This window comes from Pelagovum pacificum (genome assembly GCF_016134045.1).
Classification (GTDB): domain Bacteria; phylum Pseudomonadota; class Alphaproteobacteria; order Rhodobacterales; family Rhodobacteraceae; genus Oceanicola; species Oceanicola pacificus_A.
In genome coordinates, this window is the sequence record NZ_CP065915.1 from 2,514,194 (window position 1) to 2,526,672 (window position 12,479).

A 12,479-nucleotide genomic window follows, 5' to 3' on the forward strand; every position below is an offset into this window, starting at 1 on the left:
TGGGTCACAGACCCATCCTACCCGCCAAGGGAGGTCCAGATGTTCGACGATACCGAGAAGTCCCTGCCCGCCCGTCCGGGCGTCGGCTACAAGCCACAGCATTTCCGCGACATCGGCCAGGCGCCCGGCCCGCTCGGCTGGCTAGAGATCCATGCCGAGAACTACATGGGCGACGGCGGCCGGCCGCTGGCGCAGCTCCGGCACCTGTCGGAGAGCTACCCGGTCTCGGTCCACGGGGTCGGCCTGTCGATCGGCTCCGATGGGCCGCTCGACCGCGCGCACCTCGCCCGGCTGCGGCACCTGTGCGACTGGCTGGCCCCGGCGAGCTTTTCCGAACACCTCGCCTGGTCGACCCATGACCGGGGCTTCCTCAACGACCTGCTGCCCCTGCCCTATACCGAACGCACGCTCGCGCTCGTCGCCGATCACGTCGCGGAGGTCCAGGACACGCTCGGCCGGCAGATGCTGCTCGAGAACCCGTCGAGCTACCTCGCCTTCGCCGAGAGCACGATGCGCGAGACCGATTTCCTCGCCGACGTCGTCGCGCGGACGGACTGCGGGCTGCTGCTCGACGTCAACAATGTCTTCGTCTCGGCCACCAATCTCGCCACCTCGCCGCAGGATTACATCGCCGCCTTCCCGACCGAGTTCGTGGGCGAGATCCACCTCGGCGGCCATGACGAGGACGAAGACGAGCACGGCGCGCCGCTGCTGATCGACAGCCACGGGCGCGAGGTCGCGGATCCGGTCTGGGCGCTGCTCGACATCACGCTGGCGCGGACCGGTCCAAAGCCGGTGCTGATCGAGTGGGACACCGATGTGCCCGACTGGCCGGTGTTGGTGGCCGAGATGGTCCGCGCCGAGAGCTCGTTGCAGGCGGTGCGCTGATGGAACAGGCCACGTTCACCGAAGCGCTGCTCGACCCGGCGCGGAAGGCACCGCCGGGCCTTTCCGGACCCGGCGGGCACCCGGCGGTCCGCCGCTTCGACGTCTATCGCAACAACGTCGCGGTCGGGCTGACCGACGCGCTGCGCAGCGCCTTTCCCGTCGTTCGCAAGCTGGTCGGCGACGCGTTCTTCGACGCGATGGCCGGGGAGGCGCTGCGCCGCCACCCGCCACGCGATCCGCTGATGATGCACTACGGCGCCGACATGCCGGCTTTCCTCGAGCACTTTCCGCCTGCCGCCGGGTTGCCCTACCTGCCCGACGTCGCCCGGCTGGAGCTTGCCCTCCGCCGGGCCTACCACGCGGCGGACGCCGAGCCGGTCGCGCCGGATGCCCTGCAAGCGATCCCCGCCCCAGCGCTCGGCGTGGTGCGGCTGAAGCTGGCGCCGTCGGTCTCGGTCGTCGCCTCGCGCTACCCGGTGGTGAGCATCTGGCGGGCGAACATGGTGGCGGGCGCTCCGCCGGTCCGGCCCGGCGCCGAAGCGGCGCTCGTCACGCGGCCCGGCTTCGATCCGCAGGTCGACCCGCTCGCCCCTGAAGGCCTCCGCTTCGTTGAGGCGCTGCGCGACGGTCTCCCCCTGGAAGCGGCCGCGGATCACGCCGGAGGCCACATCGGCGACACGCTCGGCCTGCTCCTGTCGCGGCACGCCGTGGTGGAGATCGCGACATGAGAGCGGTGTTCGACATGTCCCAGCAGGTCGCCGCAGGCCTCGACCGCGCGGCCGCGCGGGTGCTGACGACCCTCACGCGACTGGTCTTCGCGCTGGTCCTGCTGGTCTATTACTGGAATTCGGGGCTGACGAAGCTCGGAGACGGCGTGCTCGGCCTCGTCAGGCCCTCGGTCGGGGCCTATGCGCAGATCTTTCCGCGCCGGATGGAGTCGGTCGGCTACGACATCTCCCAACTTGGCGCGGTCGACCATCTCGTCGTTCTGGCGGGCACCTGGGCGGAGCTGATCCTGCCGGCACTCATCGTGCTCGGCTGCCTCACGCGGCTTGCCGCGGTCGGGATGATCGGCTTCATCCTGGTGCAAAGCGCGACGGACATCTGGGGCCTCGGTGTCGGGGCGGAGGATGTCGGGCGGTGGTTCGACCGGACGGCGGGCGCGGCGATCCTCGACCAGCGGGCGTTCTGGATCGTCACGCTGCTCGTACCGGTGACGATGGGGGGCGGTCCGCTGTCGCTGGACCGCCTCCTGTTCAGAAGTGGGCCTTCGGCTCGTCCGGCTTTCCGGCAGCAATAGCCAGCAGACCGGCGAGCGCGGCGAAGCCGATCGGGAACATCGTGCCGACGTTGAAGCCGAACGCGCCGTAGAACAGCGCGGCGGAGGCAATCAGCAGCACCCCGCCCCAGAGCGCCCGCGCCTTGGCCATCGCACCGCCGGCAATCGCGAAGAGCGGCGCGAAGAAGGAGGCGAAGCGGATGAAATCCGGCCGGTCGAGCAGGCCGAAGACCTCGGCGAACTCGGCGCTGCGTGCGGTAACCTCTGCGTAGCCGTAGCCGATCATCCCGACGACGATTCCGATCAGGCCGGCGATGAGGCCGAGGACAAGTGCGGCATTGCGCATGTGAAATTCCCTTCTTGATACGAACTGCAGATATGGGCGGGGTGGCCGCTATCCAATAACCGCCGCCCTGACGTCGCCCGTCCAGCCGAGAAACCATTGCCCGTCGTGGCGGATGACGGGGCGTTTCATCAAGGTCGGGTTCTCGGCCAGCAGCTCCAGCGGATCGCGGGCGCGCTCCTCCTCGGACAGGCCGCGCCACGTCGCGGAGCTCCGGTTGACGAGTTTGGGCCCGAACGCGGCCTGCATCTCCGCCAGGACCGGGGTCGGCACGCCGTCCTTCCGGACGTCGATCACCTGCGGGTCAAGCCCCGCCGCCCGGATCTCGCGCAGGGCCTTGCGGCACGTGTCGCATGTCGAGAGTGCATAGATTTCCATCGCTGCTCCTTTTTTCGGCAGAAACCGGCGCGTGACGGACGCGCACGTCACCTGTCATTTGCGTTTTAAGCGCAGCTGTTAATTGTTGAAAGGAAGGCTGACGGACGACCGCCCTGTCGCGGGGCCGTAAAGACCTGCCCCGGCCGGAAGGCCATGAGAGTGACAAGGGAGACCCGTGATGGCACTGGGAACCGTGAAGTGGTTCAACACCACCAAGGGCTATGGATTCATTGCACCCGACACCGGCGGCAAGGACGTGTTCGTGCACATCTCCGCCGTCGAGCAGGCCGGCCTGACCGGTCTCGCCGACAATCAGCAGATCGAGTTCGATCTGATCGAAGGTCGGGACGGGCGGCAGATGGCGGGCAATCTCCGGAAGGTCTGAGCCGCAGCCGATGCTGGTGACCGGAGCCGCACGGCGTTCAGGATGCGTCGTCGCCGGAGAGCGTTTGCCAGTCCACTCCCATCGCCACGATGCAGGACCGCCCGGAGGCGTAGCTGGCGACCATGGTCCAGCCGCCCTGCGCGTCGGTCCAGATTTCCATCATCTGCTCGTGGTCGCGCAGGCCGATCGCCTCGCGCGTGGCGCGGAAATCGATGGTGAGGCGTGTCATCATCTCGGGCGTCGGCGCGCAGATAACCTCTGCGATCGTGCTCGGCTCCGCCGTTGCGGCGGAGGCAGCCATTGCGCCGAGGAGGATGACATGTCTCATGATGGAAGTGTAACAGCCACATGACGCCTGTAAATACTTTGTATATACATCGGAGGCTGGAATGACAGATGCGGACTTCATCGACGGCGCGGTTGCGCAGGCGATGCGCGGCGCGGAGGAAGGCGGCGTTCCGGTCGGCGCGACGCTGCGCCATGGCGACCGGCTGGTGTCGGAGGGCCGCAACCGCCGGCAGCAGGAGGGCACGATCATCCTGCATGGCGAGACCGACTGCCTGCGGCAGGCCGGCCTCTACGGCGCCTGGTCGGAGACGGAGATGTGCACCACCCTGTCGCCCTGCATGATGTGCGCCGGCACGCTGGTGCAGTTCCGGGTGCCACGGCTCGTGATCCTCGACGACGTCAATTTCGGTGGCAACGAGCAGTTCCTGCGCGAGCGCGGCGTGGAGGTCGAAGTCCGGCGGCACGACCGGATGATCTCGTTCTTCTCCGAATGGAAGGCCGCCCACCCCGAGATTTGGAACGGCGACATCGGGGTGTGATTGCCTCGCCGTTCGGCGAGTGGTATTCATAACCCGAAGGGAATGAGAGGCGCCCATGGCACGGACGGCGGACGAGATCTTCGCGGAGGCGGAGCTCTGGCACGAGGAGGCCATCGCGCTGCGCGCGCGGCTGCTGGAAACCGGTCTGACGGAAGAGGTGAAGTGGCGGCAGGCCTGCTACACCTCGGGCGGCCACAACATCTGCATCATCCAGCGGATGCAGGGGTTTTTGTCGCTGATGTTCTTCCGCGGCGCGCTGATGAAGGACCCCGAGGGCGTGCTGAAGAGCCAGGGCGAGAACAGCCGCTCGGTGCTGCGGATCGAGTTCACCTCGCTGGCCGAGATCGAGGCGGCAGAGTACCTTGCCGCCTACGTGGCCGAAGCGGTGCGCGTGGCGGAGGCCGGGCTGAAGGTCGCGCGCCCCGAGGAGCCTGACTATCCCGACGAACTGGTCGAGGCGCTCGACAGCGACGCGGAGCTGGCGGAGGCCTTCGCCGCGCTCACGCCGGGCCGGCGGCGGTACTACGTGATCCACTTTTCCGAGCCGAAGAAGAGCGAGACGCGCGTCGCGCGGATCGAGAAGCTGCGCGGGAAGATACTGGCCGGCAAGGGCGTGAACGAACGGTAGGGTGCGCGCTCGATGCGCACCCGGTGAGGCCATTCGCAGCGCGGTCGGTATGGTCGCCGGGGTGCGCATCGAGCGCGCACCCTACACCGGTTGTTCAGGTTTTTCGTCGATACGGGGCCGATGGCCCGTTACCTCCGCCCCCGCGTTCCCGGTGCGGCGATCTTCTTCACGGTCTGCCTCGCGGACCGCTCGTCCGACCTGCTGGTGCGGGAGATCGACCGGCTGCGCGACGCGGTCCGGCGGACACGGGCGGAGCGGCCCTTCGGGATCGAGGCCTGGGTCGTGATGCCCGATCACATGCATTGCGTCTGGCGGCTTCCGGAGGGCGATCGCGACTACCCCGTGCGATGGTCGGTCATCAAGCAACGTTTCTCGCGCGGGTTGCCCTTCACGCTGCGGCGGGCCAGCCACGCCCGGCGACGCGAACGCGGCATCTGGCAGCGCCGCTACTGGGAGCATCACGTGAGATCGGAGGCGGAATTGTCTGCGATCGTCGACTATTGCCACGGCAACCCGGTGAAGCACGGGCTGGTCGCGCGGCCGGAGGACTGGCCCTATTCGTCGGTGCACCGGGAGGTGGAGGTGATTGATCGGGGCGATGGGTAGGGCGCGCGCGGCGTGGGGTCTGAGGGTGTGTCACCTTGCGCAGCGCACGCACCGTCAGCCACGCCTGACGGCCACTGTAGGGTGCGCGCTTGATGCGCACCCGTTGCGTTACCGCCCCGCAGGGTGCGCATCGAGCGCGCACCCTACCCATCCAGCATGCTGCTGAACTCCCGCCATTCCCCCTTGCTCATGCCGCTTGTCTCCTGCGTCACCTCTTCCCCAGCGAGCATCCGCTTGACGCACTCCAGGCCGCGGGCGGAGAGGACCGCGCCGCCGAGGCGGTAATCCTCGAAGGCGGAATAGGCGAAGGGCACCCAATCCTTGACCATGGCGCAGATCGCCTCGGCATAGACGCGGATCTCGTATTGCGCGTGCGCGTCAGCGCGCAGGCGCAGGAAATGGAACAGGTTGTGGAGATCGACCTTCCAGTACCACTGCGTGTAGATATTGGCCGGCAGGTTCATCCGGGCGAGCTCGCGGGCGAGGCCCTGCTGGCCCTCGGTCGAGATCATCTCCTGGTAATGATCGTAGGCGCGGCCCGCGTCGGACTTCAGCCACTCGAGCACCCGCGCGGCCTCCTCGCCGGACAGCGCCTCGCCCCGGCCCTGGTTGTTGACCACCGACTGCGCGGCGAGCGCGTCGGGCTCGGGGATGTAGAACTCGCGGTCGAGGATCGAGTAGCGGGCCGAGTATTCGTTCACGTTCGCCGTCCGGTGACGGATCCACTGGCGTGCGACGAAGACGGGCAGCTTCACGTGCAGCTTCAGTTCGCACATCTCGAACGGGGTCGAGTGCCAGTGCCGCATGAGGTAGCGGATCAGCCCCTCGTCGTTGCTCACCGCCTTGGTCCCCCGCCCGTAGGACACCCGCGCCGCCTGGGTGATCGCGGCATCGTCGCCCATGTAGTCGACCACCCGCACGAAGCCGTGGTCGAGCACCGGAACGGCCTTGTAGAGATGCGCCTCCATCCCCTCGGAGACCGCCCGCAGCGTCTGGCGGGGCTGGCTGCGTAGCTCGTCGATCTCGGCCTGTTGCTCGGGCGTCAGGGTCATGGGATGCTCTCCTTGGGTCTGGCGGACGGGCGGATACTATATCTGGGCGGGCCGTCGGGGGAAGTGCGGAATCCCGTGGCATATCGGGAACATGCCCCCTGCCGCCTGACGGGGCGACCACCGGCGCCGTTGACAGACGAGTCCCCCCTCGGCGACTTTGATCCCAAATGATCCGGGGCGCACCGGGCAAAACCAGAGAGCAGGCACATGAAACAGTTTCTCCTTGCGGCGTCCGTGCTGGCGCTTCTTGCCGCTTGCGGCGACGGTCAGCCGTTCTTCGAAGAAGAAACGACTGACGATACAACCGGCGACGACGGCTCGACTGATGGTTCAACGGACGACGGAAGTGACGAAGGGACCAATGGCATCCCATCGGCACAAACCCCCGCTTCCATGGACGTGCCCACTCCCGATTCTCGCATCGTGCGCTTCGAACAAGAGAACGAAGACGGCGGCGGCATGCTGATCAGTCCGGTGGTTTATGACGAAGTCAACGATCGCTTCTTCGTCGACAACATGGCTTTCGACGGGAATAACGTCTACCAGCGCATCTTGGGAAGCCAGATGCCCTACTCAGTCTATGAAGCGTCGGCCACTGCGCCCGATGCCTTGACGGGTGACGACATTCGCCAAGTTACCCCGTACAGCGCGATTGTCGGTGTAAGCAGGAACCGTTCGACCAATTCCGATGGGGAGTCCGTACCACGCACCGCGTTCGCAATTGTCAGAACAGGCGGTTATGTGGATTACGGCTTCGGAGGCTTCGTTTATCAGCGCGAAGGTGCCTTTGAAGTGCCGACCACCGGTCAAGCGATTTACACCGGAGACTATGGTGGCGTGCGAGTTTTCGAGGGTTCCTCCGGGCTAGAGTACGTCGATGGCAAAGCAGAAGTCCGGATCGATTTTGAAGACTTCAATCGCAACGAGGGCGTATATGCGCGCGTTTATGACCGGACTATCCTGAACCCCCGAAACGGGCAGCTGAACCTTCCGACCGTCGCCGTTCCGATCACCGTCGGTGATGGTGGCTTCGACGAAAACGGCGAATACATGAACACAATGTCTTCGGTTTTCATCGACCCTGACACCGGTGAGCAAGCTGTGCTCGAAACCGGCAATCTGTATGCGATCATTGCGGGCGACGCCACGTCCGGCAACGGCGGGGAAATTGTTGGAGTCGTTACCCTCACCTCGGACGACCCAAGGACTGAATATTCCAGCTCGACGGAGACTTTCGAAACCGGGGGATTCATCGCTTACCGCGGCGCCGACAATTTTGACAATTAATCGAGCTGGGAGCGGCTACCCGATGTTTCGGACACTGCTCATAAGCACCGCCTTCGTCTCATTTCTCGGGAGCGAGTTGATCGCCGAGCAAGTGGCGGTCGGACCTGATAGGCTTCGGGCCCTCGGTGTTGCAGCACTTGAGCAAGGCGATCCGGTGACGGCTGGCTATGCTGCAAACGCCCTTATCGAACGCGACCCGACGGACGTGCCTGCCCTCATCCTCCGGGCCGAGACGGCCGTGACGATGGGCGACTTCGACACCGCCTACACTGCGGCGACGTCCGCCTGGCGCAATGCGGACGTGCCGGTCGCGAAGTTCGCCTCCGCACGGCTGGCCGCCCTGGCGATGGCCGGTCAGCAGCGCCACACATGGGCGCAGTTCTGGCTGCGGCGTGCGCGCCAGACCGCGCCCGACGACCTCACGCGGCAGATGATCGCCGAGGATTACGAATACGTCCGCCGGCAGAACCCCCTCTCCTTCACGCTCGATTTCAACGCCTCGCCGACCGACAACGTCAACAACGGGTCCGAGAAGGACACGCTGACGCTTCCGGGCCTGCCCTTCGTCTTCGCCCTCACGGGTGATGCGCGGGCGTTGCCGGGGACGGAATATTCCGCCGGACTCGCGCTGCGCTATCGTATCCGCGAGACGCCGCGCAGCGTGACGTGGCTCGAGTCCACCGTCTTCGGGCGGACCTACACGCTCTCGGACGACGCGCTCGACATCAAGCCGGACGCAAAGGGCGCCGATTATGCCGAGACGCAGCTGTCCTTCGGGATCGGCCACCTCTGGTCGCCGGACGGCGGTCCGGACCCGTGGCGCTTTTCCGCGTCGTTCGGGCGCTTCTGGTACGCCGGCGAGCCATGGTCGGACTTCCGGCGCGTGCAGGTGAGCCGCGGCGTGACCTTGTCGGACAGCGATGCGCTCGATTTCGGGCTGACGCTGGAGCACCACGTCAATGCCGAGGTCGCCGACAGCGACGCCTACGGGCTGACCGCCGAGTGGCGGCACCGGTTCGACGATGTCGGGACGCTGACCCTTGGCGCCGGCGGGCGCCGGGTCGATGCGGACGGGTTCGACCGCGCCTACGATGCGGTCTCTGTCGAGGCGAGCTGGCAGGTCTCCGATCGCGGGCCGCTGGTGTCCTACGAGATCGAGCAGCGGGCCTTCGACACGTCGTTCTACCTCTTCGACCGGAGGGTCGACACGCGCTACACCGCCCGCGTGGAAGTGCCGGTGCCGCAAGTGGAGCTTTACGGCTTCCGCCCGGTCTTCAACGTCGAGCATTCGCGGCAGCTGAGCAATGTGAACCGTTTCGATACAGAGACGACTGGGGCCGGGATTTCCATTCGCTCGGCGTTCTGAGGCTTTGGCTCGGTGCTGGGTTATTTTGCTGTAGCCCCTCACCCTGCCCTCTCCCCCGGGGGGAGAGGGTTCGTGTTGCGCGGGCTGAAGATCGGCACACCGGGCCAACCGTAGGGTGCGCCCTTGGTGCGCACCCCCACGCGGCACCCCACCTTTTCCACCCCTGATCCTCCGAACGGCTGGTCCGCGCGGCAATCGGTGCTAGGGTCCCGCCCGAGACATACGACAGGAGGAAGAGATGGCTCCCCGCTACCTGCACACGATGGTCCGCGTGAAAGACCTCGAGAAGACGATGGCGTTCTTCGAACTGCTGGACCTGAAGGAAACCCGCCGGATCGACAATGACGGCGGCCGTTTCACGCTGGTCTTCATGGCCCCCGAGGGCCAGGAAGAATGCCCGGTCGAGCTGACCTACAACTGGGACGGCGACGAGGGCCTGCCGTCCGACGGCCGGCACTTCGGTCACCTCGCCTACCGGGTCGAGAATATCTACGACCTCTGCCAGAAGCTGATGGACAACGGCGTGACGATCAACCGGCCGCCGCGCGACGGGCACATGGCCTTTGTCCGCTCACCCGACAACATCTCCATCGAACTGCTGCAGGAAGGCGACGCCCTGCCACCGCAGGAACCCTGGAGCAGCATGGAGAACACGGGCCACTGGTGAGATCGACGCTTCCGATCCTCCCCCTGTTCGGGGCGCTCGCGGCGTCCGGAGCGCCTGCCCTCGCGCAGGACTGCCGGCTGGCGCTGGCGCTCGCTCTGGACGTCTCGTCGTCTGTCGACGCGGAGGAGGATCGGCAGCAACGCCTCGGGCTTGCCGGCGCGCTTTTGGCGCCGGAGGTCCGGGCGGCGATGTTCTCGAGCCCGCTACCCGTCGCCCTCGCCGCCTTCGAATGGTCTGGGCGGCAGAACCAGACCCTCATTCTCGACTGGACGCTCATCGACAGCCCCGCCGCGCTTGAGCGCGCGGCGCAGCGGATCGCAAGCTCCGACCGGTCCGAGGAGGAATTTCCGACCTCCCTCGGCTATGCGCTCGGCTACGGGTCGCTGTTGCTCGCCGACGGGCCATCGTGCCTCTTCACCACGATCGACGTCTCCGGCGACGGCGTGAACAACGACGGCTTCCCACCCTCCTCTGCCTACAAGGCCTACCCGTTCGCCGACGTCACGGTGAACGGTCTCGTCGTTCATACCGGCGGTCCGCCGGGGGACGAGGTGGTGGCGTTCTACCGGGACGAAGTGATCCGCGGCCCCGGAGCGTTCCTGGAGATCGCGCAGGGCTTCGACGATTACGAACGCGCGATGCGCCGCAAGCTGGAGCGGGAGCTGACGAGCCTGCCGACCGGCAAGCGCGACCTGCCGTGATCCGCGCGGCGCTCCTCCTGCTTGCCGTGATCGGCGCCAGCCCCGCGCAGGCCGCCTGCCGACAGGCGCTCGCGATCGGCCTCGACGTGTCGGGCTCCGTCGATCAGGGCGAATACCGGATGCAGCTCGACGGGCTGGCCGGTGCGCTCGGCTCGGAGCAAGTCAGCGCCGCCCTGCTCGAAGGGGCGACCGCGCCGGTCCGCCTGCTGGTGTTCGAGTGGAGCGGCCCGCAGGCGCAGCGCATCCTGCTGCCGTGGACCGACATCACCGACGAGGCCGCGTTGCAGGGCGCCATCGACAGGCTGCGCTCGATCGAGCGCGTTCGGGCGGAGCCGACGACCGCCATCGGAGAGGCGACGATGCTCGGCGCGCGGCTGCTGGCGGAGCAGTCCGATTGCTGGCAGCGCACGCTCGACCTGTCGGGGGATGGCAAGTCCAACACCGGTCGCCGCCCCCAGGACGTGCAGGCGGCCGAGCTGCCCGAGGGGCTTACGGTCAACGGCCTCGTCGTCGGGGCGGAGCCGTCCGAGGCAGTGCAGCGCCGGCTGGTCGAGATCGGAGAGCTCGTCGCCTACTTCCAGGCCTACGTGATCCGTGGCCCGGATGCCTTCGTGGAAAGTGCGCTCGGCTTCGAGGATTACGAGGCGGCGATGACCCGGAAGCTGTTGCGCGAGATCCGCAGTCTGGCGATCGGCGCGCTGGACCTGCCGCCGGATTGAGTTGCCCGGGACGGTCATTTCGGCTATTCTTAAACCGACTTTAAGGAAAGCTGAAGACATGATCCTGCCGCCCAACGTCTACGATGCCGAACCGATCCCCGCCGCTGCCATGGCCGAAGTCGAGCGCCTGCTGACCTCCGGCGACCTGTTTCGCTATACCGCGCCCGAGAACTCCCCGGTCGCGCTGCTCGAGGCGGAGTTCGCGGCGTTTCTCGGCACGAAGTACGCGTTGGCGGTCTCCTCCTGCTCGGCGGCGCTGTTCCTGTCGCTGAAGGCGCTGGACCTGCCGCGCGACGCCAGGGTGCTGATCCCGGCCTTCACCTTCGCCGCCGTCCCCTCCTCGGTCGTCCATGCCGACTGCGTGCCCGTGCTGGTCGAATGCGGTGACGATTACCGGATCGACATGGCGGACTTCGCGGCGAAGCTGCCCGGGGCATCTGCGGTCATCATCAGCCACATGCGCGGCCACACCTCGGACATGGACGCGATCATGGCCCTTTGTAACGAGGCGGGCGTGCCGGTGGTCGAGGACGCGGCGCACTCGCTGGGGACAACGTGGCACGGGCAGAACATCGGCACGATAGGCCGGATCGGCTGCTTCTCCTTCCAGAGCTACAAGCTGGTGAATGCCGGCGAAGGCGGGATCATGGTCACCGACGACGCCGACCTCGTCGCGCGCGCGATCATCATGTCCGGCGCTTATGAGCATAACTGGAAGAAGCATCCGGTCCTTCAGGACGCCTTCGCGACGTGGCAGAACAAGCTGCCGCTCTACAACCTGCGCCTGTCGAACCTGTCCGCCGCGATCATCCGGCCGCAGCTCGGCGAAGTGGCGCGCCGCGTGCGCGACGGCCGCCGCAACCACGACCTCGTCGCGGCGCGGCTTTCGGCGTCGCCCTGGCTCGAGGTGCCTCAGAAGCTCGTGCCCGAACAGCGCGCCCCGGACTCGATCCAGTTCAACGTCACGGGCATGAGCGCCGCCGACACCGCAGCCTTCTCCGCCGCCGCGGCGGCGCGGGGCGTGAAGGTGCAGGTGTTCGGACATTCGACCGACAACGCGCGCGCCTTCTGGAACTGGCAGTTCCTCGGCGAGACGCCGGAGCTGCCGAAGACCCGCGCGATGCTTGAGAAGGCCTGCGACATGCGCCTGCCCGCCCGGCTGACTCCGGCGCAATGCGCGGCGATCGCCGACGCCGTCGTGGCGGCCGCTGCCGAGGTCATGGAAGACACCCGCGCTTACGGGACCTGACCCGCTCTCTCATCTGGCCGAAAATACCTCCGGGGGAGTCGCCGCAGGCGACGGGGGCAGCGCCCCCTGATCCGCCCGAAGGGCGAGACTGGCGCGCCGAAGGC

At 67.0% G+C, this 12,479-nt stretch carries 17 protein-coding genes; 13 read left to right on the forward strand and 4 right to left on the reverse strand.

Annotation, left to right across the window (positions count from 1 at the left end):
• Window positions 1-39: 39 nt before the first annotated feature.
• The 3 genes from bufB to I8N54_RS12430 are packed head-to-tail and all read left to right on the forward strand — an operon-like array spanning window position 40 to window position 2,188.
• The gene (bufB, locus tag I8N54_RS12420; protein ID WP_140197165.1) at window positions 40-888 is read left to right on the forward strand and encodes an MNIO family bufferin maturase; all 849 of its coding nucleotides are present in this window, start codon (window positions 40-42) and stop codon (window positions 886-888) included.
• The gene (locus tag I8N54_RS12425; protein ID WP_140197166.1) at window positions 888-1,616 is read left to right on the forward strand and encodes an HvfC/BufC N-terminal domain-containing protein; all 729 of its coding nucleotides are present in this window, start codon (window positions 888-890) and stop codon (window positions 1,614-1,616) included. Before bufB ends, I8N54_RS12425 begins: the two co-directional genes overlap by 1 nt.
• A complete protein-coding gene (locus tag I8N54_RS12430; protein WP_140197167.1) occupies window positions 1,613-2,188 on the forward strand; it encodes a DoxX family protein in 576 nt (191 codons plus the stop codon). Before I8N54_RS12425 ends, I8N54_RS12430 begins: the two co-directional genes overlap by 4 nt.
• On the opposite strand, the gene I8N54_RS12435 is transcribed toward I8N54_RS12430, so the two are convergent.
• Window positions 2,145-2,513 carry a hypothetical protein gene (locus I8N54_RS12435; RefSeq protein ID WP_140197168.1) on the reverse strand — a complete coding sequence of 123 codons (369 nt, stop codon included), beginning with the start codon at window positions 2,511-2,513 and terminating at the stop codon, window positions 2,145-2,147. The genes I8N54_RS12430 and I8N54_RS12435 overlap by 44 nt on opposite strands.
• A 48-nt stretch (window positions 2,514-2,561) precedes the next feature.
• Window positions 2,562-2,888, reverse strand: a complete 327-nt coding sequence (locus I8N54_RS12440) for an arsenate reductase family protein (protein WP_140197169.1) — start codon at window positions 2,886-2,888, stop codon at window positions 2,562-2,564.
• Between the two features lie 178 nt (window positions 2,889-3,066).
• Between I8N54_RS12440 and I8N54_RS12445 the strand changes: the two genes are divergently transcribed.
• Complete coding sequence (locus I8N54_RS12445) at window positions 3,067-3,273, forward strand: cold-shock protein (RefSeq protein WP_140197170.1); 207 nt, start codon at window positions 3,067-3,069, stop codon at window positions 3,271-3,273.
• 37 nt (window positions 3,274-3,310) lie between these two features.
• Here I8N54_RS12445 and I8N54_RS12450 read toward each other — a convergent pair whose 3' ends face one another.
• Window positions 3,311-3,601 (reverse strand): hypothetical protein, encoded by a 291-nt coding sequence (locus I8N54_RS12450; RefSeq protein ID WP_140197171.1) that lies wholly within the window; start codon window positions 3,599-3,601, stop codon window positions 3,311-3,313.
• A 61-nt stretch (window positions 3,602-3,662) separates the two neighbouring features.
• On the opposite strand from I8N54_RS12450, the gene I8N54_RS12455 reads away from it, so the two are divergent.
• The 3 genes from I8N54_RS12455 (at window position 3,663) to I8N54_RS12465 (ending at window position 5,334) form a co-directional block, all read left to right on the forward strand.
• Window positions 3,663-4,100 carry a nucleoside deaminase gene (locus I8N54_RS12455; protein WP_140197172.1) on the forward strand — a complete coding sequence of 146 codons (438 nt, stop codon included), beginning with the start codon at window positions 3,663-3,665 and terminating at the stop codon, window positions 4,098-4,100.
• A gap of 55 nt (window positions 4,101-4,155) precedes the next feature.
• Window positions 4,156-4,728, forward strand: a complete 573-nt coding sequence (locus I8N54_RS12460) for a YdeI/OmpD-associated family protein (RefSeq protein ID WP_140197173.1) — start codon at window positions 4,156-4,158, stop codon at window positions 4,726-4,728.
• Between the two features lie 120 nt (window positions 4,729-4,848).
• On the forward strand, window positions 4,849-5,334 hold the full coding sequence (locus tag I8N54_RS12465; RefSeq protein WP_140197174.1) for an REP-associated tyrosine transposase: 486 nt from the start codon (window positions 4,849-4,851) through the stop codon (window positions 5,332-5,334).
• A gap of 143 nt (window positions 5,335-5,477) precedes the next feature.
• Here the strand turns inward: I8N54_RS12465 and thyX are convergent, their stop codons facing one another.
• The gene (gene thyX, locus I8N54_RS12470) at window positions 5,478-6,386 is read right to left on the reverse strand and encodes an FAD-dependent thymidylate synthase (RefSeq protein WP_140197175.1); all 909 of its coding nucleotides are present in this window, start codon (window positions 6,384-6,386) and stop codon (window positions 5,478-5,480) included.
• Window positions 6,387-6,593: 207 nt separating this feature from the next.
• On the opposite strand from thyX, the gene I8N54_RS12475 reads away from it, so the two are divergent.
• From I8N54_RS12475 to I8N54_RS12500, 6 genes are all read left to right on the forward strand, one after another.
• Window positions 6,594-7,673, forward strand: coding sequence for a hypothetical protein (locus I8N54_RS12475; protein ID WP_140197176.1), 1,080 nt, complete (start codon window positions 6,594-6,596; stop codon window positions 7,671-7,673).
• Window positions 7,674-7,827: 154 nt separating this feature from the next.
• Complete coding sequence (locus tag I8N54_RS12480; protein ID WP_140197177.1) at window positions 7,828-9,039, forward strand: hypothetical protein; 1,212 nt, start codon at window positions 7,828-7,830, stop codon at window positions 9,037-9,039.
• A 238-nt stretch (window positions 9,040-9,277) separates the two neighbouring features.
• The gene (locus I8N54_RS12485) at window positions 9,278-9,706 is read left to right on the forward strand and encodes a VOC family protein (RefSeq protein ID WP_140197178.1); all 429 of its coding nucleotides are present in this window, start codon (window positions 9,278-9,280) and stop codon (window positions 9,704-9,706) included.
• Window positions 9,700-10,407, forward strand: a complete 708-nt coding sequence (locus I8N54_RS12490; protein ID WP_140197336.1) for a DUF1194 domain-containing protein — start codon at window positions 9,700-9,702, stop codon at window positions 10,405-10,407. The genes I8N54_RS12485 and I8N54_RS12490 overlap by 7 nt, the downstream gene beginning before the upstream one ends.
• Window positions 10,404-11,126 carry a DUF1194 domain-containing protein gene (locus I8N54_RS12495; protein WP_140197179.1) on the forward strand — a complete coding sequence of 241 codons (723 nt, stop codon included), beginning with the start codon at window positions 10,404-10,406 and terminating at the stop codon, window positions 11,124-11,126. Before I8N54_RS12490 ends, I8N54_RS12495 begins: the two co-directional genes overlap by 4 nt.
• Window positions 11,127-11,184: 58 nt before the next feature.
• Window positions 11,185-12,375, forward strand: coding sequence for a DegT/DnrJ/EryC1/StrS family aminotransferase (locus I8N54_RS12500; protein ID WP_140197180.1), 1,191 nt, complete (start codon window positions 11,185-11,187; stop codon window positions 12,373-12,375).
• Window positions 12,376-12,479 lie beyond the last annotated feature (104 nt).